Below are 21,605 nucleotides of genomic sequence, written 5' to 3'. Positions count from 1 at the left end.
AAATTCAACCAAAGACATAGGAAAATTCGACCTTAACAGTCACAAGTAGCGTCACCGTTAAGAGATTTTTAACCATAAAGTTCAAAGCGTGTCCGTAACGGCCTGATTTAACGCATATTTTTATCCGACAACGGAACTGTCCACAGGCGTTGTGGATTAACCAATCGACCGGCCCCGGAAGAGGGCGGGCTAAACGGGGCCAGGACGCGGTCGGCGTCGCAATCTCGATCTGCGTTCAAGGACTTCCCATGTTCATCTCTATCGCCCGTCCGGCGGTGGAGCCCATCGGACCCGACACCGTCGCCGTTCCCGGCTCTCCCGCCATCGCCGAACTCTCGCCTCGCGCCCTGCATGCGCGGCTGCTCGAGAACGCGGCGCTCAGGCGGCTTCGCGGGCTGGAGCGAAAACACGCCCATCGCGACGACGACGCCCAGTACTGGTTCAGCGCCGCCCCCGCCGCGATCCGCAAGGCCTGCGCCCTGCGCCGCGAAGACCGCAGCTTCGCGCCGATCCCCTAGCGCAGTTCCGGCAGGCGGCGACGAATGGACTGGGTCTGTTTGTCGAGCCGTTGGGCGAAGGTCTTCTTCTGCACCCGCACCCGGTGCTCCAGCCCGCCGCCCCAGCGGGCATGGACGGCGGTCGCCAGCGCCGGATGCCGGTCGTGCTGGTGGACGATGGCGCTCCAGCCTCCGTCGGGATTGGTCACGCGGCCGTCCGACCAGCCGAGCGTCTCCGTCTTCGTCAGACCCAGGGTGGCGATGCGTCCGTAGTTGGGGCGGATCTCCGCCTCGACCAGCCCCATGTGAACCGCCAGATTGCAAGCGGCCTGATCGGCCCCGAAGGCGCCGCCCAGCTCCGACCGCGGAATGGCCGCCAGCATCATCACCGTGCGGCAGAAGCGGATCATGATCTCGCGCGGGGCCATGACGGTGCCGACGCAGACACAAGGGCGGTCGGCGATGGCCTCGGCCAGATCGTCTCCGGCGAGGGCGCGCAGATACTTCATGTTGAAGGCGTGGTCGCCGAGAACCCCGTCCTCATACTCGACATAGGCCTCGAGCCCGCGGGGGGCGGGCGCGAACGGCGCGGCCTGAAAGATCACGTCGCGGACATCGGTGATCAGGACGCTTTTCGCCTCGGGCCACAGGCTCAGCAGCCGGTCGAAGGCCGCGAACCGGGCCATGACGGCGTGGGGCTCCCAGCCGCCCAGATGTTGCGGATGGACGGCGATGACGCCGTGCTGTTCGAGGAAGGCCTTCAGGTCCGGCCGGTCGTCGACGACCAGGGCCACCGCCCCGTCGAACACGGCCCGCAGCGACAGGACGAAGGGGGCGATGTCGGCCGCATCATAGCCTGTGCCGTAGCCCAGAACGACGTCGCCCTTCACCGGCGGCAGGGCGGTCTGATCCGGCTTCAGCGCGCGCGCGAGCCAGCCCAGATAGGCCGAGCTCGCGGACGGCAGGGCCATCAGGCGTCCATCAGGGCGGAGAACCGGTCGAACAGATAAAGGCTGTCGGTCGGTCCGGGCGAGGCCTCGGGGTGATGCTGGACGCTGAACACCGGACGGCCCTTCAGCTCGATGCCGCAGTTGGTGCCGTCGAACAGGCTGACGTGGGTCTCGGCGACGGCGTCGGGCAGGCTGTCGCGGTCGACGGTGAAGCCGTGGTTCATCGAGACGATCTCGACCTTGCCGGTCGTCAGGTCCTTGACCGGATGATTGGCGCCGTGGTGGCCCTGTTCCATCTTCACGGTCTTCGCCCCGAGCGCGAGGGCCAGCATCTGGTGGCCCAGGCAGATGCCGAAGACGGGCTTGCCGCTCTCGACCAGCTTCTGGATCTCCGGCACGGCGTATTCGCCGGTCGCGGCCGGATCGCCCGGGCCGTTGGACAGGACCACGCCGTCGGGATCGCGGGCCAGGATGTCCTCGGCCGAGGTCGTGGCGGGAACGACGGTGATCTTCGCGCCGGTCGAGGCCAGGGCGCGCAGGATGTTGCGCTTCACGCCATAGTCGACGACGATCACATTCTTGCGGCCTTCGGTCTTCGGGTGGCCTTCCGGCCAGGCCCACAGGCCCTCGTCCCATTCGAACGACTGAAGCGTCGAGGCGGGCTTGGCGAGGTCGAGGCCGACGAGGCCGGTCCAGGCCTTCGCTTCAGCCACGAGAGCGTCCAGATCGAACCTGCCTTCCGGATCGTGGGCGATGACCGCGTGGGGCGCGCCCTTGTCGCGGATGATCTTGGTCAGGGCGCGGGTGTCGACGCCGGCGAGGCCGACGACGCCGCGGCGCTTCATCCAGGCGTCGAAGCTGGCCTCGCTGCGCCAGTTGGCCGGGTCGGTCGGCAGGTCGCGGAAGATCGCGCCCCGGGCCGAGGTGTCGGACCCACCGCCCAGCTGTTCGATGTCCTCGACGTTCACCCCGGTGTTGCCGATGTGGGGGAAGGTGAAGGCCAGGATCTGGCTCATGTAGGAGGGGTCGGTCAGAATTTCCTGATAGCCCGTCATGGCCGTGTTGAAGACGACCTCGCCCAGGGCCGTGCCGACGGCGCCGACGCCGATCCCTTGCAGGATGGTTCCGTCGGCCAGAGCGAGGACGCCGGTGCAGCCGGGAAGCAGTTGAGTGGTCATGGCCGTTCCTTAGCACCGAATCCGGGCGGACAAACGGCGGCGTGACTACAGAGACGCGCCGCCGGGGTCAACGCCGCATACGACCGAAGTCCGTCCGCGCGCCGACAGTTCCCACTAGAAGTCGGCAGGGAGCCGACTGCCCTCGGGCGCTTCGCCATGAACATTCGCCGCGGCGTCGCCCTTCTCGCAGTACCAGATCAGCAGCAGCAGCCAGCCGATGATGGGAACCACCAGAACAGCACCAGCCAACCGGACTTGTTGGTGTCGTGCAGCCGCCTGACCTGAAGGGCGATCCAGGGGATAATGGAAACGAGGTTGAACAGCCCGCCCAGGACGTCGCGGTCGTAGGACATGCGCCAGCCCTGATCGCTGACGATGGTGTAGTTGCCGCCGAACAGAATGCCGTCGAGCACCGACAGGATGCAGCTGACCACCAGATAGAAGATCACATAGTACCAGAACTCCTTGCGGTCCGACCGCCCCTCGAACTGGGCGTAGCGCCTGTACGGCTTGATGAAATCTTCCATGGTGTTCCCCCTGCTCCGATCCAACGCGGTCGATCCTGATCGGCGCCCCCGCCGTATCGAAAAAGACGCTAACACGGGTCTCCGAAAGCGCCAGTGACGACGCCGTAAGGTTTGCCGCCTGACGGACAGGCCGGTTGACCGGCATTCTACTTTGTGATGTAAAGTTCTTCATCAACGGAGAACGACATGCCCGCCACCCTGTCCATCACCTCTTTCGTCGGCGCATCCGCCGCCCTGTCGGCGGCCTTGCTCGGCGCCTTCGTCCTGACCGGAACGGCCGTCGCCCAGACGCCGCCCGGCGCCCCGTCCGCGCCACAGCAGGCCGCGCCCCAGCAGGCCGCGCCCGCCGCACGGCCCGCGACCGTGGTGATCCGTGAAGAAGGTCTGGTCGCCGACTACTTCGCCCCCGTCGCGGGGTCGCAAGTCTCTTCCGGTGCGGTGATCGTTCTGGGGGGATCGGAGGGCGGTCTCAACGGATCGCGGGGTCTGGCGCGGCATCTGGCCGACGAGGGCTTCGCCGCCATCGCCGTCTCCTATTTCGGCGAACCGGGCCAGCTCGAGAAGCTGAACGAGGTCCCGATCGAGCCCATCGGCCGCGCCCTGGCCTGGCTGAAGGCCCGCCCCGACATCCACGGCCCGATCGCCGTCATGGGCATCTCGAAAGGCGCCGAACTGGCCCTGCTGATCGCCAGCCGCGAACCGCAGATCGGCGCCGTCGTCGTGGGCGTGCCGTCCAGCGTCGTCTGGGCCGGGATCGACATGGCCGGCGGCCCGGTCGGCTCGTCCTGGACCGCCGACGGCCAGCCCCTGCCCTACACCCACTACGACCTGTCGAAGGGCTTCACCGGCGTCTTCAATCTCTACAACGACAGCCTCGCCGCCGCCCCCGCCGAGGCCCGGATTCCAGTCGAGAACATCCACGGCCCGGTCATGATGATTTCGGGTCAGGCCGACGGCCTGTGGCCCTCCTCGCGCATGGCCGCCGAGGTGGAGCAGCGGCTCAAGGACCATCACTTCGCGTATCCGGTGGTCAACATCGCCTATCCCGACGTCGGTCACGCCGCCTTCGGCATTCCGGTGTCGCCGGACGCTCCCGGCCTCCAGCGCGCCACCTCGCTCGGCGGCACCGTCCCGGGTCTGGTCGCGGCCCGCAACGACGGCTGGCCCCGCGTCCTCGCCTTCCTGCGCGAGGCTCTGAACTGACTTGAAACGAGGCGGGTCTTGAAGAGAGGCGGGTTGGGGGCCTAGGACCCGCCTCATGACCATCACGACCGTAGGCCTCGATGCCGATGACACCCTCTGGCACAACGAGACCATCTTCCGCCTGACCCACGCCCGTTTCGTCGACCTGCTGGACGACCACGGCGACCTCGAAACCATCGAGACCCGGCTGGCCGAGGTCGAGCGGCGTAACCTTCGCCTCTACGGCTATGGGGTGAAGGGCTTCACCCTGTCGATGATCGAGACGGCGATGGAGCTGTGCGACGGCGGCGCCCCGCCCGAGGTGGTGCGCGAGATCCTGGCCGCCGGGCGCGAGATGCTGGCCCATCCGGTCGAAACCCTGCCGGGCGTCACCGAGGCCCTGGGCGCCCTGTCGGAAAAGTACCGCCTCGTCCTGATCACCAAGGGCGACCTGATGGATCAGGAGCGCAAGGTCGCGGCATCGGGCCTCGGCGACCTGTTCGCGGCCGTCGAGATCGTCTCGGAGAAGGACCGCGGGACCTATGACCGCGTCTTCGCCCGCCACGGCACCGGCCCGGCCGAGGCCGTCATGGCCGGCAACTCCATGAAGTCCGACGTCCTGCCGGCGCTGGAGGCGGGCGCCTTCGGGGTCCACATCCCCTACCACGTCACCTGGGCCCACGAACTGGCCGACGCGCCGGAGAGCCACCCCCGCTACGGCGCGCTCGACACCATCGCGGCGCTCCCGGCGTGGATCGAAGGCCGCGATGCGCGGGACCCGTCCATCGACGAATGAGGTCCTCTCCGGTCAGGCCATTTCGGTCGCCGGATCATAGACGGGCGCGGGATCCATGAGTCCGAGCTGGACCAGCATTCCCGTATCGTCCCGGTTCGCCCAGTGATGGGTGATCAGCCCGTCCTCCAGACGGAACCAGTGCATGTGCTGCACCGAGAAGGCGCGGCCGGTCGGCGGGACACCGATCATGAAGCCGCCGTCTATGGGGCGTCGCCCCACGCCCCGATGGGTCCCGCTGTAGCTGACGCGGATGACCACATCGTCCTCGGCCGCGACGATGTTCGCGACCTCCTGCCTGCAATCCGGAAAGCGGGTGAAGATGTCCTCCAGCACCCAGCGCGCGCCCGCCTTGCCCACGCGCCGCCCATGATTGCTGAAATCATCAGTGCAGTGCCGGGCCAGGGCGTCGGGGTCCTGACGGTTGAAGTCTTCGAGATAGGCTCGAATGGTGCGGATGTTGCGGTTCTGGACAGTCATCTCGGCGGTCATTCCAGTTCAAGGCGGCGTTTGACGCCCCCTACTCCCAGCTTCCGTGGATCAAATCTTGAACCTTTCCGACATTGGGCAGCAGTTTGCGGGGCGTCTGGCCCGTCAGCCGCCCGCTCTCGCGCGTGAGATGCGCCTGATCGGCGTAGCCCGCCGAACTGGCCGCCTGGGACAGGCTCTGACCGCCTTTGGCGGCGAAGACCGCACGGCGGAAGCGAACCACGCCGGCGAACCGCTTGGGCGTCAGTCCGGTGTGGTCGAAGAAAATCCGCTCAAGCTGACGTTGAGAGAGCTCGAGCCTGTCCGCGACGCGCGCCACCGACCGTCCGGCACGCAAGGCGGCCGCGGCGAACCGGACGCGATCATCTCCGGAAGACGGCGCAGCGGGTCCGGACGGAAATCCGGCGACGCCAACCGTTTCGAACAGCGTCGATATTTCTGATGCGCGCCGCTTGTCGATATCCGCCAGATCAAAGACCTGATTGGTCAGTTCGGCCATGGGAACTCCGAGCCATGCTCCCGCGGCCAGTGGATCGAGGCAGACGATGGTCACCGAATGTCCCGCGAACGGCGCGACCGTCGCGGAGGTCGCCGGACCGGCGAACTGCAGGCGGCCATCCCACCAGTAGAGATCGCAGCAAACGTCGGGCAGGCCGATATGGCCATGGGGCGCCACGGTCTGCAGAACGCTCTTGGCGCGAAGGAACGGGACAGGAGAAGCGTTCACAGCCGGTCTCCAGCGGACGGACCGAACAAGAACACAGTTCTTCGAATTTGTCGCCCTGGGCGATCCTTGGCCGGTGGTGAACGGTTGCGATTACGGGTTGCTCCCCAGCCCCCCCGTCTTTAGACGGGCCGCTTAACCGACAACCTGAACGCCACCGGCCGCGACTCCCGCGCCGCCGGTCGTTCGCGCGAGACCGCCCCATGTCCGAGCATGACGAGAAAGACGCCGCCGTCCGCGCCGCTCTCGCCACGCATGGCGACAACGGCGTCACCCCGCGCCACACCCTGTTCTACTTCTACGGCGAAGGCGACCACGACGACCTGAACGAGGTCGCCCGCCGCGCGGGTTTCGTGACCCGGGGCCAGGACGAGATGACCGTCCTTGAAACGACCATACCGGTGGACGAGGAGGCCTTCGCCCCCATCTCCGCCATGATGCAATCCTGGGCCGCGGCCTTCCAGCTCGACTATGACGGCTGGGAGTGCGCGGTCATTACGAACTAGTTCAAGACCAAGAGGCCCCGATGCCCAAGCGTACAGACATCCAGTCGATCCTGATCATCGGCGCCGGCCCCATCGTCATCGGCCAGGCGTGTGAGTTCGACTATTCCGGCGTCCAGGCCTGCAAGGCGCTGAAGGCCGAGGGCTATCGCGTCATCCTGGTCAACTCCAACCCCGCCACGATCATGACCGATCCGGAGCTGGCGGACGCGACCTATATCGAGCCGATCACGCCCGAGATGGTCGAGAAGATCATCGCCAAGGAGCGCCCCGACGCCCTGCTGCCGACCATGGGCGGCCAGACGGCCCTGAATACCGCGCTGGCGCTCGACGCCTCCGGTGCGCTCAAGAAGTACAATGTCGAGATGATCGGGGCCAAGGCCGAGGTCATCGACAAGGCCGAGGACCGTCAGAAATTCCGCGACGCCATGGACAAGCTGGGCCTCGAAAGCCCGCGCTCCAAGGCCGCCCATTCGATGGAAGAGGCGCTGGACGGTCTGGAGTTCGTCGGCCTGCCCGCCGTCATCCGCCCCTCCTTCACCCTGGCCGGCACCGGCGGCGGCATCGCCTATAACCGCGAGGAGTTCGAGGAGATCGTCCTGCGCGGCCTCGACCTGTCGCCGACGACCGAGGTCCTGATCGAGGAAAGCGTCCTCGGCTGGAAGGAATACGAGATGGAGGTCGTCCGCGACACGGCGGACAACTGCATCATCATCTGCTCGATCGAGAACGTCGATCCGATGGGCGTGCACACGGGCGACTCGATCACCGTCGCCCCCGCCCTGACGCTGACCGACAAAGAGTACCAGCGCATGCGCACGGGCTCGATCAACGTCCTGCGCGAGATCGGCGTCGAGACCGGCGGTTCGAACGTCCAGTGGGCGATCAACCCCGCCGACGGCCGGATGGTCGTCATCGAGATGAACCCGCGCGTGTCGCGGTCCTCGGCGCTGGCGTCGAAGGCCACCGGCTTCCCGATCGCCAAGGTCGCCGCCCGTCTGGCCGTCGGTTACACGCTCGACGAACTGCAGAACGACATCACCCAGGTGACCCCGGCCAGCTTCGAGCCGTCGATCGACTATGTCGTCACCAAGATCCCGCGCTTCGCCTTCGAGAAATATCCGGGCTCCGAGCCCCTGCTGGGCACCTCGATGAAGTCGGTCGGCGAGGTCATGGCCATCGGCCGGACCTTCCAGGAATCGATGCAGAAGGCCCTGCGCGGTCTGGAGACCGGTCTGTCGGGCTTCGACGAGATCGAGATCGAAGGCACCTCGGACGTGCCCGATGACGCCGCCGCCCGCGCCGCCGTCATCCGCGCGCTCGGCCAGCCCACGCCCGACCGCATCCGCGTCATCGCCCAGGCCTTCCGCCATGGCCTGACGGTCGAGGAGGTCCACGCCGCCTGTTCCTACGAGCCCTGGTTCCTGCGCCAGATCGCCGACATCGTGCGCGAGGAAGGACACGTCCGGGTCAAGGGCCTGCCGACCGACGCCGCCGACTTCCGCAAGCTCAAGGCCAAGGGCTTCTCCGACGCCCGTCTCGGCCAGCTGACAGGCCAGAGCGAGAGCGCCGTCCGCACGGCGCGCCGCGACCTGTCGGTCCGTCCCGTCTTCAAGCGTATCGACACCTGCGCCGCCGAGTTCGCTTCGGCGACCGCCTATATGTATTCGACCTACGAGACCGGGGCGCTGGGCCAGATCCCCGAGTGTGAAGCCGAGCCGTCGGACAAGAAGAAGGCCATCATCCTCGGCGGCGGACCAAACCGGATCGGTCAGGGCATCGAGTTCGACTACTGCTGCTGCCACGCGGCGTTCGCCTTCGCCGACATCGGCGTCGAGTCGATCATGGTCAACTGCAACCCCGAGACGGTCTCGACCGACTATGACACCTCCGACCGCCTCTATTTCGAGCCGCTGACGGCCGAGGACGTGCTGGAGCTGATCGAGGTCGAGCGCTCGAAGGGCGAGCTGATCGGCTGCGTCGTCCAGTTCGGCGGCCAGACGCCGCTGAAACTGGCCCACGCCCTGCATGCCGACGGCGTGCCGATCCTGGGCACGACGCTGGACTCGATCGACCTGGCCGAGGACCGCGAGCGCTTCCAGCAGATGCTGAACGACATCGGTTTGAAGCAGCCGCCGAACGGCCTGGCCCGCTCGCACGAGGAAGCCGCCGCCGAAGCCGACCGCGTCGGCTATCCGGTGGTCCTGCGCCCCTCCTATGTGCTGGGCGGCCGCGGCATGATGATCGTCCACGACCGTGAAGGTCTGGACCGCTACGTCGGCGAGGCCATGCGCGTCTCGGGCGACGATCCGGTCCTGATCGACCACTATCTGAACCGCGCCACCGAGGTGGACGTCGACGCCCTGTGCGACGACGAGACCGTCTTCGTCGCCGGGGTTCTGGAACACATCGAGGAAGCCGGCGTCCACTCGGGCGACAGCGCCTGTTCGATGCCGCCCTGGTCGCTGTCGCCGGCCGTCGTCGCCGAGCTAAAGCGCCAGACCGAGGCCATGGCCCGGGCGCTGAAGGTGCGCGGCCTGATGAACGTCCAGTTCGCGATCGAGGAGCCGCACTCCGAGAACCCGCGCATCTTCGTGCTGGAAGTGAACCCGCGCGCCTCGCGCACCGCGCCCTTCGTGGCCAAGACCATCGGCCTGCCGGTCGCCGCCATCGCCGCCAAGGTGATGGCCGGGGTTCCGCTGAAGTCCTTCGGCCTGACCGACAAGCCCTATGACCATATCGCGGTCAAGGAAGCGGTCTTCCCGTTCGCCCGCTTCGCCGGGGTCGACATCATCCTCGGCCCGGAAATGCGTTCGACCGGCGAGGTCATGGGTCTGGACTGGAAGCGCGACGGCGAGACCGACATGGCCCCCGCCTTCGCCCGCGCCTTCGCCAAGTCCCAGATCGGCGGCGGCACCACCCTGCCGACCTCGGGCTGCGCCTTCGTCAGCGTCAAGGATGACGACAAGCCCTTCATCACCGAAGCCGTCGCCGCCCTGATCGCCCAGGGCTTCAGGATCATCGCCACGGGCGGCACCGCGACCTGGCTCGCCGAACAGGGTCTGGCCGTGACCCCGGTCAAGAAGGTGCTGGAAGGCCGCCCGAACATCGTCGACGCGATGAAGAACGGCGAGGTCCAGCTGGTCTTCAACACCACCGACGGCAAGCAGGCGCTGCAGGACAGCTTCAGCCTGCGCCGCACCGCGCTGATGATGAAGATCCCCTACTACACCACCGCCGCCGGGGCGCTGGCCGCCTCCCAGGCGATCGGGGCCATCAAGGCCGGCGAACTGGATGTGAAGGCCATCCAAGCCTACGGCTGATCGAGGAGAGACCGCGATGACCGACGCCGTGCCGGACGAGAAGGGCCCCTTCTACCACGGCACGCGCGCCGATCTCGGGGTCGGCGATGAACTGGCCGTCGGCTGGGGTTCGAATTTCGGGAGCGGCGCCGCCGGATCGTGGATCTATTTCGCGGGCACGCTGGAGGCGGCGATCTGGGGCGCGGAACTGGCGATCGGCGACGACCGTCAGCGCATCTATATCGTCGAGCCGACCGGCGACTGGGTCGACGATCCGAACCTGACGGACAAGAAGTTCCCGGGCAATCCGACCCGCTCCTACCGCTCTCGGGAGCCTCTGCGGATCGTCGGCGAGGTCACCGACTGGACGCCCCATCCCCCCGAACAGCTTCAGGCCATGAAGGATTTCGTCGCGCGGATGAAGGCCGAGGGCGTCGAGGCCATCGACTGAGGCGGGACGCCGCGCCTACAGCTCCGACGACAGCCGCCGAACCCGCGCGGCGAGATCCGCATCGGCCTTCTCGTCCGACCGACGGACACTCCGCCGATAGGCCGGGTCGTAGTGCTCCGAGATCAGTTCGCGCACCAGGGTCCGCAGATCGCCGCCGGCCGCCAGGTCGCGCCAGCGCCCGATCATGGCCTTTGACAGGTGACGCGGCAGGCGACTGAGGATGGCGTCCAGCCGCGCCGGATCGTCGGCGATCTCGGCATAGCCGGCCAGAATGCGTTCGACGCGGCGCTCGACCGGACTGTCCAGGGCGATCACCGGCGCGGCCGACATCGCGGCCCACAGCGACGGCGGCAGGGCCACGGCGCCGATGCGGCTGCTCTCGGCCTCGACGACCACAGGCCGGGACAGCTCCAGACGCGACAGGGCGTCGTGCAGCCGGGTCTCGAACAGCTTCTGCGACGGCTGATCGCCGACCGCGCCGAACAGCGAGCCGCGATGTCCGGCCAGCGCTTCCAGATCCAGCGTCTGGACGCCGTCGTCGGACAGCCGGGTCAGCAGTTCGGTCTTGCCCGATCCCGTGGGACCGTCGATCAGGACCAGCCGGTGCGTCACGGGCGTTTCGTATAGCGCCCTGACGGTCTGCCGCCGCCAGGTCTGATAGCCGCCGTGGACGACCGTCACGCCCCAGCCGACCTGGTCGAGGATGGTCGCCATCGCTCCCGACCTCTGGCCTCCACGCCAGCAATAGATCAACGGCCGGAAGCTTCCGTCGAAGGCGCTCAGCGGTCCCTCCAGATGCCGGGCGATATTGCGCGCCACCATGGCCGCGCCTCGGCGGCGCGCGAGGAATTTCGAGCCCTGGACGTATTCGGTCCCGATCTCGGCCCGCTCGGCATCGTCGAGCACCGGCAGGTTGATCGCGCCCGGCAGATGATCGAACGCGAATTCCGACGGACTGCGCACGTCGATGATCGCGGAAAAGGCCGCAAGATCGGCCGGCCCCAGATCGACCGTGCGCTGGATCAAAAGACGCGCACCCCGGCCGGGCCCGCCCCGACCCTGCCGACGATCTCGGCGCCGGCGAAGCCCTGTTCGCGGACGAAGGTGATCACGCCCTCCGAATGGTCCGGATGAACCGAGATCAGCAGGCCGCCAGAGGTCTGGGGGTCTGTCATCAAGTCGCGTCGCCAATCGTCATAGCCGTCGGGCAGGACCACCTCCGCGCCGTAGGCGGCCCAGTTGCGGGTCGAGGCCCCGGTGCGGACGCCCGCCCGGGCCAGATCGACGGCGCCGGGCAGGATCTCGGGCGCGTCGGCCCAGAGATCGATCGCGACGTTCGAACCGCGCGCCATCTCAAGGGCGTGGCCCATCAGGCCGAAGCCGGTGACATCGGTCATGGCGTGCACGCCGTCCCGTCCGGCCAGCGCCGCCCCGACCGTGTTCAGCCGGGTCGTTGAGGCGATCAGGGCGGCGTATCCGGCCTCGTCCAGCCGTCCCTGCTTGTAGGCCGCGCTCAGCACCCCGACCCCCAGCGGCTTGGTCAGGATCAGATAGTCCCCGGGCCGCGCGCCCCGGTTGGTCAGCACCCGGTCCGGATGGACCAGCCCAAGGGCCACCAGCCCGTAGATCGGCTCGACGCTGTCGATCGAATGGCCGCCGGCGACCGGCACGCCCGCCGCCGCGCAGACCGCCGCCCCGCCCTGCAGCACCTTGCCGATGGTCTCGACCGAAAGGACGTTGACCGGCATCCCGACCAGGGCCAGGGCGAAGATCGGCGTCCCGCCCATGGCATAGACGTCCGACAGGGCGTTGGTCGCCGCGATCCGGCCGAAGTCGAACGGATCATCGACCATGGGCATGAAGAAGTCGGTCGTCGCGACCAGGGCCTGATGATCGTTCAGCCGCCAGACCGCCGCATCGTCCGAGCTCTCGGTCCCGACCATCAGATCGGCGAAGGGCGCCGGCACCGGCACGGATTTCAGCATCTCTGACAGGACGCCCGGCGCGATCTTGCACCCGCAGCCTCCGCCGTGGGCGAGCGAGGTCAGGCGGGGTTCCGGGGTCGCCATCAGATCCCCTCGCCCGCCTCCAGATCCACGGCCTCGTCCCGCCCGGCGACGATCCGCGTTGCGCCGAGGTCGGCGGTGACGTTGCCGATGGTGCGGAAGATGTCGGGCACGACCTCGACCGCCAGCAGCAGGGGCAGGACGCCGATGGGCAGGCCCATGGCCAGACAGATCGGGCCGATGGCGGCGAAGAAGCTGACCTGACCGGGCAGGCCGACCGAGGCGACCGAGACGGCGATGGCGGTCAGCCCGCCCGCGATCAGGGCGCCGAGGCTGAGGTGCACGCCGTAGAGCTGGGCGACGTAGAGGCAGACGGCCAGATTGGCGACCGGGCTGGTCAGGCGGAAGACCGCGACCGCCAGGGGCAGCACCAGACCGGCAGAGGCCGAGGAGACGCCGAGGGTGTCGCGCGCGCGCTCGACCATGACCGGCAGGCTGGCCAGGGACGACTGGGTCGAGAAGGCGACGACCTGGGCCGGGGCGACGGCGCCCGCGAAGCGCCTCAGGCCGATCCGGCCGAAGAGCAGGACCCCCACATAGACGAGGATGATCACCCCGATCTGGCTCAGGCAGACGATGGCGATGTAGTGGCCCAGCACCCCGGCGGCGCCGACACCGGCGCGCAGGCCGACGCCCAGGGCCAGGGCGAAGACGCCGAACGGCGCGGCCAGCAGGACCCAGTGGACGATGACCACCATGGCCTCGGCCGTGGCCTCGAAGAAGGCGGAGAGCGGCTGGCGCAGGCGACTTTCCAGCCGGGTGGCGGCGAAGCCGAACGCGATGGCGAAGACCACGACGCCCAGCACCCCGTCCTCGGCGGCGGCCTTGATCAGGTTGGAGGGGGCGAGGCTGTTGAGGAAGGCTTGCAGCCCGTCGGTGCGCGCCGCCTCGCCGACCGTCGCAGCCGTATCGGCGGGAATGCCGGCCAGAAGGGCGCGTCCGGCCTCCGGGTCGATGGGCCAGAGGTTGAGCAGGCCGAGCCCCGCGACGATGGCGTAGACGGTGGCGCAGACCAGCATGACGGTGAAGACCGCCAACGCCTTGGCCGCCAGCCGCCCGGTCGAGGCCGCATCGGCGATCGAGACGATCCCGGTCACCAGCATGGCGAAGACCAGGGGGATGACGGTGATCCGGAGCGCGTTCAGCCAGACCCCGCCCAGGGGCTCGATGGCGGTGACGATGTTCTCGACGCCGGAGCCCTGTGACAGGGCGCCGACGACCAGGCCGAGCACGAGGGCGACGACCACCCAGAGGCTGAGAGAGGTGAAGAGGGTGCGCAGGCGAGAAGAGCTCATGCGACAGGCTTAGCACTCTCGTCGCGGGAAGCCACCCGCCGACGGTTGTTCGGCACTATCGCGCGGCCAAGCTCATGGTAGGGTTCAGGAATGCGCCTTTCGACCGCCGTTCTCGCCGCCGTCGCCGCCCTGATTTCAGGAGGCGCGCTCGCGTCCGCGGCCGTCGCCCAGACACCGACGACAGCCACGGCGGCGCCCGCCGGCCGCACCTGGGCCAACCCGGTCGACCTCGACTACAAATACAGCTTCGAACAGACCCATCAGGGCATCAGCTACCGTACCGGCGGCGACCCGACGATCGTCCTGCACCGCGACCGCTATTATCTCTTCCAGACGGCGGCCGACGGCTACTGGACCTCGCGCAACCTGTTCGACTGGACCTATGTCATCCCGGACCGCTGGCCCCTGGGCGCCAGCACGGCGCCCGCCGCCGCCTCGGACGAGACGGGTCTCTATCTGATGGCCTCCTCGACGGAGCCGAAGCCGCTTCTGGTCAGCATCGACCCGACCCGCGCGCGCTGGGACTATCTGACCCGGGTCATGCCGCCGATCCCGGGCGCCGCGGCCAAGGGCGAGACCCCGGCGGCGGGCCAGAGCCCGGCCGGACCCTGGGCGCCCGACCTGTTCATCGACGATGACGGCAAGTGGTACGTCTACTGGGGCTCATCCGACACCGCCCCCCTGTTCGGCTCGCAGATCAATCCGGTCCCGCCGATGGAGTGGGTCGACACGCCCAAACCCTTCTTCAGCCTCGATCCCGACCGGCATGGCTGGGAGCGGTTCGGTCAGGATCATTCGGGCGGCCTGCCCGACGGGACCCCGGTCCGGCCCTTCCTCGACGGCGCCTGGATGAACCGCGTCGGCGACCGGTACTATCTCCAGTATGGCGCGCCGGGGAATGGCTATAACGCCTATGGAACAGGGCTTTACGTCGGCGCCTCGCCGCTGGGGCCGTTCGAATACGCCCCCTACAGCCCGATCAGCTACAAGCCCGGCGGCTTTACCCAGGGGGCGGGCCACGGCTCGACCTTCCAGGACCGCTACGGCAATTGGTGGACGACCGACTCCTCCTGGGTCGGGGTCAACTGGAGCTTCGAGCGGCGCATCGGCCTGTATCCCGGCGGCGTCCATCCCGACGGCCAGATGTGGTTCACCAGCCGCTTCGGCGACTTCCCCCAACGCCAGCCCGACGGGCCGGTCGCCGATCCCGACAGCCTGTTCACCGGCTGGATGCCCCTGTCCTATCGCGCCAGGGCCACGGCCTCCTCGACGCTCGACGACTTCAGCGCCGACCGGGCGACAGACGAGGATCCGCGCACCTTCTGGGTGGCGGCGAACGGCACGGCGGGCCAGACCCTGACGCTGGATCTCGGCGCGGTGAAGACGGTGCAGGCCGTCCAGGTCAATTTCGCCGACTATCAGGCCGGCATCTTCGCCGAACTGCCGGGCCTCAGAACCCGGTTCCGCATCCTGTGGTCCGCCGACGGCGAGGACTGGGCGACCTTCGCCAGCCGCATGGGCTCGGAGCGCGACAGCCCCAACGCCTATGTCCAGGGCGAGCGGCCGGTCCGCGCCCGCTATATCCGTTATGAACATGGCGAGGCGCCGGGCGCCCATCTGGCCATTGCCGACCTGCGCGTCTTCGGCACGGCGACCGGCCCGGCGCCGGCCGCGCCCGCCAATGTCACGGTCAAGCGCGGCGAGGATCAGAGGAACGCCGTCGTCACCTTCGACACAGTCGCCAACCCGACCGGCGGCCGCATCCTGGGCTACAATATCCGCTGGGGCGTGAAGCGCGACCGGCTGCACCTGACCTATCAGATCTGGGCCGACGACCTGGCGGCGCGCGGCGGCTCGGTCGAGATTCGGGCCCTGAACGCCGGGGTCGACTACGCCTTCGCGGTGGAGGCCTTCGGCGACACCGGCGTCTCGCCGCTGAGCGTGGTGCTGGATGTGCCCGGCGCGGCCGGCACGGTGCGCGAGCCCGATCCGCCGGTGACCGGCCTGCCCCAGCCGGCCGATCCCGGTCCCCCGCCCGCGACCGGCACCGTCGTGACCCGTATTCCGCCCGTCTACATCAGCGGCGCCCCGCCGGTGACCGGCGCGCCCCTGCCCACGACCGGCGCGACGACGACCGGCGCAACCGGAAGCACGACAGCGCCCGCCGCCACACCCTCGACCACGCCTCCTCCCTCGACCGCTCCCAAACCCAAGGACGACTGATGCGCGCACTGATCCCGACGACCGCCGCCCTTCTTCTCCTGGCCGTCGCCGGGTCCGCCAGTGCGCAAACGGCCTCCGACAGCGCCCTGAAGTCATCGATCCTCGCCGACTATGACGCCCGTCTCGCCGCCGTCTTCGACGACTTCCACCGTCACCCCGAGCTGTCGGGTCTGGAGACGCGGACCTCGGCCCGGATGGCCGAGCTGCTGACCGGCCTCGGCTACGACGTCACCACCGGCGTCGGCGGCACGGGGGTGGTCGCGGTGCTGAGGAACGGGGCGGGTCCCACCGTCCTGATCCGCGCCGATATGGACGGCCTGCCGCTGCAGGAGGCCTCGGGCCTGCCCAACGCCTCCACCGCCCGCCAGGTCGATTCCGACGGGACCGAGAAGCCGGTCATGCACGCCTGCGGTCACGATGTGCACATCACCGCCCTGGTCGGCACGGCGCGCCAGATGATGGACCGCAAGGCCGACTGGTCAGGGACGCTCGTCCTGATCGTCCAGCCGGCCGAGGAGCGCATCTTCGGGGCCCGGACCATGGTCAATGACGGCCTCTACACCCGCTTTCCCAAGCCCGACTATGCGCTCGCCTTCCACGTCGCCGCCCAGCTGGAAGAGGGCAAGGTCTCGGTGCCGCTCGGCATCCATTCGTCCAGCTCGGACGGGGTCGAGATCGAGGTGCACGGCGTGGGCACCCACGGCGCCTATCCCCACCTCGGCGTCGATCCGATCGTGGTCGCCTCGTCCATCGTGATGAACCTGCAGACCCTGCGCAGCCGCACGGTCAATCCGCTGGAAGGGGCGGTGGTCACCGTCGGGTCGATCCACGGCGGCATCAAGAACAACATCATCTCCGACCGCGTCGACATGCAGCTGACGGTCCGCGCCGACAGCCCCGAGGTCCGCACCCTCCTGCTGGACGGCATCGACCGGGTCGCGCGCGGCTCGGCCATCGCCCTGGGCGTACCCGAGAACCTGATGCCCACCGTCACCCGCTCGACGCGGGAGACCACCCCGGCGACCATCAACGACGGCCCCACCGCCCAGCGCGTCCGCGACGCCATCACCGCCGCCATGGGCCCGGACGTCCTGTCAGACGAGCCGCGCGGCGGCATGGGGGCCGAGGACTTCTCCTATTTCGTCACGCCCGAGAGCGGGGTGAAGGGCGTCTATTTCGACGTCGGCGGCACGCCCGCGGCCGACCTCGACACCGCCGCCGGCCACCATTCGCCCCTGTTCAAGATCGACGCCAAACCCTCGGTCACCACCGGCGTCGAGGCCATGACCGTCGCGGCCCTCGCCCTGCTGGCCAAGAGCTGACGCGGCCCGCCGTCGGGGAGGCTTGCCCTCCCCGACGTCAACCGGCCTAGTGTCTGAAAAGCAGCGGCCAGACCCGCAAGGAAACGCGCCATGATCACCGTCCATCACCTGAACAACTCCCGCTCCCAGCGCGTGCTGTGGCTGCTGGAGGAGCTGGGCGTGCCCTATGAGGTCAAGCGCTATGAGCGCAACGCCGCCACCATGCTGGCCCCGCCCGAGCTGCGCGCCATCCATCCGCTGGGCAAGTCGCCGGTGATCGAGGAGAACGGCGTCGTCACCGCCGAGACCGGCGCCATCATCGAACAGATCCTGGCCAGCCATCCGGGCAACGCCCTGACCCCGCCGGCCGGCAGCGAGGCGGCGCGGCGCGTGACCTACTGGCTGCACTACGCCGAGGGCTCGGCCATGACGCCCCTGCTGCTCAAACTGGTGTTCGGCGCCCTGCCGAAGCGCTCGCCGGGTCTGGTCCGTCCCCTGGTCAACGCCATCTCGGGCAAGGCCCAGTCCAGCTTCATCGATCCCCAGATCGAGGCCCATTCGGCCTATTGGGAAGGCGAGCTCTCGAAGGCCCAGTGGTTCGCGGGCGACCAGTTCACCGCCGCCGACATCATGATGAGCTTCCCGCTGGAGGCCTGTTCGGCCCGCGCCCCGTTCGGCGCCGACAAGCCGCGCTGCAAGGCCTTCCTTGAGGCCATCCACGCCCGCCCGGCCTATCAGCGGGCGCTGGAGCGCGGCGGACCCTACGCCTACGCCTGAACCTGCGCTCACAAGCCCGTGCGGCAGAAGTGATCGGAACCGCCCCGCAACCGCCACGGTCCGGGCGCGTTAACCGGATCATGCAGATCCAGACCGTCCAGATCGTCGCGGGCCTCGTCGCCGCCATCGCCTTCGTCATCGCCTTCATCTCGGCGGGGGTGGCGGTGATCTCCGCCGTCTTCGCCCTGATCGGCGCCTCGGCCATCGCCTGGCTGGTCTATACGGTCGCCAAACGCATGCTGCTGCATCGGGCCGAGCGGAACGTGACCCCCGCCGCATAGGCCCTCCGGATAACGACGCTCGCCCCAGCGGCTTGAGTTTCGGCGTCAGGCGCCCTAGTCTCTTTGGCCGGTCGCGCGCGCCCAGCGACCCAGCCTACTGCATTCTCTCTCACTGCCCTCCCTCCTGATTTCCGGGCGAAACAAGAAACTCCTGATTCATATGGAAAAAGTGCCGATGACGGCCGAGGGCTACCGCGCCCTCGACGAGCAGCTGAAGCAATTGAAGTCGGTGGAACGGCCCAGCGTGATCGCGGCCATTTCCGAGGCCCGCGAACACGGCGACCTGTCGGAAAACGCCGAGTATCACGCGGCCAAGGAACGCCAGGGCTGGATCGAAGGCTCGATCGCCGAGATCGAGGACAAGATCAGCCGCGCCCAGGTCATCGACGTGACCAAGCTGTCGGGTTCCCAGGTGAAGTTCGGCGCCACGGTCACCGTGGTCGACGAGGACACCGAGGAAGAAGGCCGCTACCAGATCGTCGGCGAGCACGAGGCCGACGTGAAGCAGGGCAAGATCAGCATCTCCTCGCCGATCGCCCGCGCCATGATCTCCAAGGAGATCGGCGACGTGGTCGAGGTCAACACGCCAGGCGGCGTGAAGGCCTATGAAATCCTCAAGGTCGAGTGGAAGTAACCTCACCTCTGCGGATCTGGGTCGTCTCCGACGGCCGCGCGGGAATCGAGAATCAGGCGCTGGGCCTCGCCGAGGCGATCCAGCGCCTGACGCTTGAGAACGGGGCCCCTGCTGAAATCACGACAAAACGCATCCGCTGGCGCCCGGCTTTCGACAAGCTCCCGTCGGCGTTGAAGCTTCCGGCGATGCTGGACCCGGCGTCAGACGCCCCCTTCCCTGCCGAAAACGAGGCCTGGCCGGATCTGTGGATCGCCACGGGCCGAGCGACCCTGCCCCTGTCCATGGCGGTCCGCAGGCATTCGGGCGGCAGGACCTTCGTGGTCCAGACACAGGACCCGCGCCTGCCGACCTCTCGCTTCGACATGGTGGTGGCGCCGGCCCACGACGGCCTGTACGGCGACACCGTCTTCGAGATCATCGGCTCGCCGCACCGGATCACGCCCCGGCGCATCGCCGAGGCCGCGCCGGCCTTCGCCGCCACGATCGATCCCCTGCCCCATCCCCGCGTCGCGGTTCTGGTCGGCGGCCGGTCCAAGGCCTTCGACCTGACCGAGACCCACGCCGCCGATCTGGCCGACCGGATCGCGGCGGCGATCACGGCGGCGAAGGGATCGCTGATGCTGACCTTCTCTCGCCGGACGCCAGAGGCGGCGAAGGCGGCGATGACCGCGCGCCTGTCCGACCTGCCGGGTGTCATCTGGGACGGTGCAGGTCCGAACCCCTTCTTCGCCTTCCTCAATGCCGCCGACCATATCCTGGTCACCGAGGACAGCGCCAATATGGCCGCCGAGGCCGCCTCGACCGGCAAGCCGGTGCATGTCCTGCCGATGATCGCGCTGAAGGCGCCGGGCAAGTTCGCACGGCTCCATTCGGACCTTGAGGGCCACGGTGCGACGCGTCCGTTCGACGGGACGCTGGACGACTGGACCTATCCGCCTCTCACCGAGACCGACCGGGCCGCGAAGGCCGTGCTGGAGGCGATGCGGACGCGCTGACGCGTCAGGACTTCAGTCCCCGCCGCCACCGCCGCCGTCACCACCGCCGTCCGAACCGCCATGGCCGCCGTCGTGCCCGCCATGCCCCCCGCCGTGGCTGTGACCGTGACCATGATGGCCGTGGTCGCTGTGGCGAGAGCCGGAAAAGTCGCCGTGGAAGACACCGCCGTCGCCGCCGCCGTCCTTGCCCTGCCCGGCCTTCAACTGCGACAGCCAGTCGATCAGAAGGGCCAGGGCGACGCCCGCGATCACGCCCCCGATGATGCCGAAGGCCAGATGTCCCGTCTGCAACCCGAACCACGCTCCGGTGACCAGGCCGATCAGGACGCCGACGCCCAGAAAACTGCGGTTGGGCATTTTGTCGGCTCCTGTGGATTTGACCGTCGCACCATCGCGCGAAGCGGAATCAGCGCTTACATAGGCCATCATGACCGAACCTCGTAAAGTCCGCCTCGCCATCATCGGATCCGGCCCCGCCGGCTGGACCGCCGCCATCTATGCGGCCCGCGCCCTGCTCAACCCGGTGATCATCGCCGGCATCCAGCCCGGCGGCCAGCTGACCATCACCACCGACGTCGAGAACTATCCCGGCTTCGCCGAGGTCATTCAGGGTCCCTGGCTGATGGAGCAGATGAAGGCCCAGGCCGAGCATGTCGGGACCGAGGTCATCGAGGACATCGTGGTCAGCGCCGACCTGTCGTCGCGTCCTTTCCGCCTGAAGCTGGATTCGGGCGCCGAGATGCTGGCCGAGACGGTGATCATCTCCACCGGCGCCCAGGCCAAGTGGCTGGGTCTGGAGAGCGAACAGAAATACCAGGGCTTCGGCGTGTCCGCCTGCGCCACCTGCGACGGCTTCTTCTATCGCGGCAAACAGGTGATCGTCGTCGGCGGCGGCAACACCGCCGTGGAAGAGGCGCTGTTCCTGACCAATTTCGCGGCCAGGGTCACGGTCGTGCACCGCAAGAATGAATTCCGCGCCGAGAAGATCCTGCAGGACCGCCTGCTGGCCAATCCGAAGATCGAGGTGATCTGGGATCACGCGGTCGAGGAGATTCTCGGCCAGACGGACGGGGTCGCGTCGAACGTCACCGGAGCGCGCCTTCTGAACGTCAAGACCGGCGAGACGCAGACCGTCGACGCCGACGGCGTCTTCATCGCCATCGGTCACGCCCCGTCGTCGGAGCTGTTCCAGGGCCAGCTTGAGACCAAGGCCGGCGGCTATCTGGTCGTGAAGCCCGGCTCGACGGCGACGAATATCGAAGGCGTCTACGCCGCCGGCGACGTCACCGACGATATCTACCGCCAGGCCGTGACCGCCGCCGGCATGGGCTGTATGGCCGCCCTCGACGCCGTCCGCTTCCTTGCGGAGGAGGACCACGCCCGGGCCCATAACCCGATCAGCCACCACGAGGCGGAGAAGATCGGGGTCTGGTGACG

The 21,605-nt window shown here is 68.3% G+C and carries 22 protein-coding genes; 13 read left to right on the top strand and 9 right to left on the bottom strand.

What is annotated here, in order from left to right; genetic code table 11:
* The first annotated feature begins 248 nt into the window (after positions 1-248).
* Positions 249-518: a hypothetical protein gene (locus ACW172_RS11885; RefSeq protein WP_492031651.1), complete on the top strand. Its 270-nt coding sequence runs from the start codon at positions 249-251 to the stop codon at positions 516-518.
* On the opposite strand, the gene ACW172_RS11880 is transcribed toward ACW172_RS11885, so the two are convergent.
* The 3 genes from ACW172_RS11880 to ACW172_RS11870 form a co-directional block, all read right to left on the bottom strand.
* The gene (locus tag ACW172_RS11880) at positions 515-1,468 is read right to left on the bottom strand and encodes a hypothetical protein (RefSeq protein ID WP_492031650.1); all 954 of its coding nucleotides are present in this window, start codon (positions 1,466-1,468) and stop codon (positions 515-517) included. The two genes, ACW172_RS11885 and ACW172_RS11880, sit on opposite strands and share 4 nt — an antisense overlap.
* A complete protein-coding gene (carA, locus tag ACW172_RS11875; protein ID WP_492031649.1) occupies positions 1,468-2,625 on the bottom strand; it encodes a glutamine-hydrolyzing carbamoyl-phosphate synthase small subunit in 1,158 nt (385 codons plus the stop codon). Before carA ends, ACW172_RS11880 begins: the two co-directional genes overlap by 1 nt.
* A 197-nt stretch (positions 2,626-2,822) precedes the next feature.
* Positions 2,823-3,152, bottom strand: coding sequence for a DUF805 domain-containing protein (locus ACW172_RS11870; protein WP_492031648.1), 330 nt, complete (start codon positions 3,150-3,152; stop codon positions 2,823-2,825).
* A 186-nt stretch (positions 3,153-3,338) separates the two neighbouring features.
* Here ACW172_RS11870 and ACW172_RS11865 point away from each other — a divergent pair, with 186 nt between their 5' ends.
* Both ACW172_RS11865 and ACW172_RS11860 read left to right on the top strand, forming a co-directional pair.
* Complete coding sequence (locus ACW172_RS11865) at positions 3,339-4,355, top strand: acyl-CoA thioester hydrolase/BAAT C-terminal domain-containing protein (RefSeq protein ID WP_492031647.1); 1,017 nt, start codon at positions 3,339-3,341, stop codon at positions 4,353-4,355.
* 55 nt (positions 4,356-4,410) lie between these two features.
* Positions 4,411-5,130, top strand: a complete 720-nt coding sequence (locus ACW172_RS11860; RefSeq protein ID WP_492031646.1) for an HAD family hydrolase — start codon at positions 4,411-4,413, stop codon at positions 5,128-5,130.
* A gap of 12 nt (positions 5,131-5,142) precedes the next feature.
* Here ACW172_RS11860 and ACW172_RS11855 read toward each other — a convergent pair whose 3' ends face one another.
* The gene (locus tag ACW172_RS11855) at positions 5,143-5,619 is read right to left on the bottom strand and encodes an ester cyclase (protein ID WP_492031645.1); all 477 of its coding nucleotides are present in this window, start codon (positions 5,617-5,619) and stop codon (positions 5,143-5,145) included.
* A gap of 28 nt (positions 5,620-5,647) precedes the next feature.
* Positions 5,648-6,292 carry a helix-turn-helix domain-containing protein gene (locus tag ACW172_RS11850; protein ID WP_492031644.1) on the bottom strand — a complete coding sequence of 215 codons (645 nt, stop codon included), beginning with the start codon at positions 6,290-6,292 and terminating at the stop codon, positions 5,648-5,650.
* Positions 6,293-6,543: 251 nt separating this feature from the next.
* Between ACW172_RS11850 and ACW172_RS11845 the strand changes: the two genes are divergently transcribed.
* Genes ACW172_RS11845 through arr form a run of 3 tightly spaced genes read left to right on the top strand, consistent with a single transcriptional unit; the run spans position 6,544 to position 10,596 of the window.
* Positions 6,544-6,846, top strand: coding sequence for a hypothetical protein (locus ACW172_RS11845; protein WP_492031643.1), 303 nt, complete (start codon positions 6,544-6,546; stop codon positions 6,844-6,846).
* Between the two features lie 20 nt (positions 6,847-6,866).
* Positions 6,867-10,166 carry a carbamoyl-phosphate synthase large subunit gene (gene carB / locus ACW172_RS11840; protein WP_492031642.1) on the top strand — a complete coding sequence of 1,100 codons (3,300 nt, stop codon included), beginning with the start codon at positions 6,867-6,869 and terminating at the stop codon, positions 10,164-10,166.
* A gap of 16 nt (positions 10,167-10,182) precedes the next feature.
* Positions 10,183-10,596: an NAD(+)--rifampin ADP-ribosyltransferase gene (gene arr, locus ACW172_RS11835; protein WP_492031641.1), complete on the top strand. Its 414-nt coding sequence runs from the start codon at positions 10,183-10,185 to the stop codon at positions 10,594-10,596.
* Positions 10,597-10,611: 15 nt separating this feature from the next.
* Here the strand turns inward: arr and mnmH are convergent, their stop codons facing one another.
* From mnmH to ACW172_RS11820, 3 genes are read right to left on the bottom strand one after another with little or no spacing between them, the layout of a single operon-like run.
* Positions 10,612-11,622, bottom strand: coding sequence for a tRNA 2-selenouridine(34) synthase MnmH (gene mnmH / locus ACW172_RS11830; RefSeq protein WP_492031640.1), 1,011 nt, complete (start codon positions 11,620-11,622; stop codon positions 10,612-10,614).
* Positions 11,619-12,665 (bottom strand): selenide, water dikinase SelD, encoded by a 1,047-nt coding sequence (gene selD / locus ACW172_RS11825; protein ID WP_492031639.1) that lies wholly within the window; start codon positions 12,663-12,665, stop codon positions 11,619-11,621. The genes mnmH and selD overlap by 4 nt, the downstream gene beginning before the upstream one ends.
* Positions 12,665-13,957: a dicarboxylate/amino acid:cation symporter gene (locus ACW172_RS11820; RefSeq protein WP_492031638.1), complete on the bottom strand. Its 1,293-nt coding sequence runs from the start codon at positions 13,955-13,957 to the stop codon at positions 12,665-12,667. Before ACW172_RS11820 ends, selD begins: the two co-directional genes overlap by 1 nt.
* A 90-nt stretch (positions 13,958-14,047) precedes the next feature.
* Here ACW172_RS11820 and ACW172_RS11815 point away from each other — a divergent pair, with 90 nt between their 5' ends.
* The 6 genes from ACW172_RS11815 to ACW172_RS11790 all read left to right on the top strand — a co-directional run bounded on the left by ACW172_RS11815 (position 14,048) and on the right by ACW172_RS11790 (position 20,168).
* The gene (locus ACW172_RS11815; RefSeq protein ID WP_492031637.1) at positions 14,048-16,180 is read left to right on the top strand and encodes a discoidin domain-containing protein; all 2,133 of its coding nucleotides are present in this window, start codon (positions 14,048-14,050) and stop codon (positions 16,178-16,180) included.
* On the top strand, positions 16,180-17,502 hold the full coding sequence (locus tag ACW172_RS11810) for an amidohydrolase (protein WP_492031636.1): 1,323 nt from the start codon (positions 16,180-16,182) through the stop codon (positions 17,500-17,502). The genes ACW172_RS11815 and ACW172_RS11810 overlap by 1 nt, the downstream gene beginning before the upstream one ends.
* Before the next feature lie 90 nt (positions 17,503-17,592).
* Entirely contained in the window at positions 17,593-18,258 is a 666-nt protein-coding gene (locus ACW172_RS11805) for a glutathione S-transferase (RefSeq protein ID WP_492031635.1), read from the top strand.
* 80 nt (positions 18,259-18,338) lie between these two features.
* Positions 18,339-18,539, top strand: a complete 201-nt coding sequence (locus ACW172_RS11800) for a hypothetical protein (RefSeq protein ID WP_492031634.1) — start codon at positions 18,339-18,341, stop codon at positions 18,537-18,539.
* Between the two features lie 160 nt (positions 18,540-18,699).
* A complete protein-coding gene (greA, locus tag ACW172_RS11795; RefSeq protein WP_492031633.1) occupies positions 18,700-19,173 on the top strand; it encodes a transcription elongation factor GreA in 474 nt (157 codons plus the stop codon).
* Positions 19,164-20,168 carry a mitochondrial fission ELM1 family protein gene (locus ACW172_RS11790; protein WP_492031632.1) on the top strand — a complete coding sequence of 335 codons (1,005 nt, stop codon included), beginning with the start codon at positions 19,164-19,166 and terminating at the stop codon, positions 20,166-20,168. The genes greA and ACW172_RS11790 overlap by 10 nt, the downstream gene beginning before the upstream one ends.
* Before the next feature lie 12 nt (positions 20,169-20,180).
* On the opposite strand, the gene ACW172_RS11785 is transcribed toward ACW172_RS11790, so the two are convergent.
* Positions 20,181-20,525, bottom strand: coding sequence for a hypothetical protein (locus tag ACW172_RS11785; protein WP_492031631.1), 345 nt, complete (start codon positions 20,523-20,525; stop codon positions 20,181-20,183).
* 70 nt (positions 20,526-20,595) lie between these two features.
* Here ACW172_RS11785 and trxB point away from each other — a divergent pair, with 70 nt between their 5' ends.
* Positions 20,596-21,603 carry a thioredoxin-disulfide reductase gene (gene trxB, locus ACW172_RS11780; protein WP_492031630.1) on the top strand — a complete coding sequence of 336 codons (1,008 nt, stop codon included), beginning with the start codon at positions 20,596-20,598 and terminating at the stop codon, positions 21,601-21,603.
* Positions 21,604-21,605 lie beyond the last annotated feature (2 nt).

It is taken from the genome of Brevundimonas sp. ALps5 (assembly GCF_058681645.1).
Note: the sequence above shows the minus strand (reverse complement) of the source record. Positions and strands in the feature narration are given on the sequence as shown.

What these genes read in the sequence shown, in the direction of transcription:
- ACW172_RS11820 (WP_492031638.1), bottom strand. Translation starts at nt 13,957, where the DNA reads ATGAGCTCTTCTCGCCTGCGCACCCTCTTCACCTCTCTCAGCCTCTGG.
- ACW172_RS11800 (WP_492031634.1), top strand. Translation starts at nt 18,339, where the DNA reads ATGCAGATCCAGACCGTCCAGATCGTCGCGGGCCTCGTCGCCGCCATC.
- ACW172_RS11815 (WP_492031637.1), top strand. Translation starts at nt 14,048, where the DNA reads ATGCGCCTTTCGACCGCCGTTCTCGCCGCCGTCGCCGCCCTGATTTCA.
- ACW172_RS11810 (WP_492031636.1), top strand. Translation starts at nt 16,180, where the DNA reads ATGCGCGCACTGATCCCGACGACCGCCGCCCTTCTTCTCCTGGCCGTC.
- ACW172_RS11870 (WP_492031648.1), bottom strand. Translation starts at nt 3,152, where the DNA reads ATGGAAGATTTCATCAAGCCGTACAGGCGCTACGCCCAGTTCGAGGGG.
- ACW172_RS11865 (WP_492031647.1), top strand. Translation starts at nt 3,339, where the DNA reads ATGCCCGCCACCCTGTCCATCACCTCTTTCGTCGGCGCATCCGCCGCC.
- ACW172_RS11855 (WP_492031645.1), bottom strand. Translation starts at nt 5,619, where the DNA reads ATGACCGCCGAGATGACTGTCCAGAACCGCAACATCCGCACCATTCGA.
- ACW172_RS11845 (WP_492031643.1), top strand. Translation starts at nt 6,544, where the DNA reads ATGTCCGAGCATGACGAGAAAGACGCCGCCGTCCGCGCCGCTCTCGCC.
- greA (WP_492031633.1), top strand. Translation starts at nt 18,700, where the DNA reads ATGGAAAAAGTGCCGATGACGGCCGAGGGCTACCGCGCCCTCGACGAG.
- ACW172_RS11880 (WP_492031650.1), bottom strand. Translation starts at nt 1,468, where the DNA reads ATGGCCCTGCCGTCCGCGAGCTCGGCCTATCTGGGCTGGCTCGCGCGC.
- arr (WP_492031641.1), top strand. Translation starts at nt 10,183, where the DNA reads ATGACCGACGCCGTGCCGGACGAGAAGGGCCCCTTCTACCACGGCACG.
- ACW172_RS11785 (WP_492031631.1), bottom strand. Translation starts at nt 20,525, where the DNA reads ATGCCCAACCGCAGTTTTCTGGGCGTCGGCGTCCTGATCGGCCTGGTC.
- ACW172_RS11805 (WP_492031635.1), top strand. Translation starts at nt 17,593, where the DNA reads ATGATCACCGTCCATCACCTGAACAACTCCCGCTCCCAGCGCGTGCTG.
- carA (WP_492031649.1), bottom strand. Translation starts at nt 2,625, where the DNA reads ATGACCACTCAACTGCTTCCCGGCTGCACCGGCGTCCTCGCTCTGGCC.
- ACW172_RS11860 (WP_492031646.1), top strand. Translation starts at nt 4,411, where the DNA reads ATGACCATCACGACCGTAGGCCTCGATGCCGATGACACCCTCTGGCAC.
- carB (WP_492031642.1), top strand. Translation starts at nt 6,867, where the DNA reads ATGCCCAAGCGTACAGACATCCAGTCGATCCTGATCATCGGCGCCGGC.
- trxB (WP_492031630.1), top strand. Translation starts at nt 20,596, where the DNA reads ATGACCGAACCTCGTAAAGTCCGCCTCGCCATCATCGGATCCGGCCCC.
- selD (WP_492031639.1), bottom strand. Translation starts at nt 12,665, where the DNA reads ATGGCGACCCCGGAACCCCGCCTGACCTCGCTCGCCCACGGCGGAGGC.
- ACW172_RS11885 (WP_492031651.1), top strand. Translation starts at nt 249, where the DNA reads ATGTTCATCTCTATCGCCCGTCCGGCGGTGGAGCCCATCGGACCCGAC.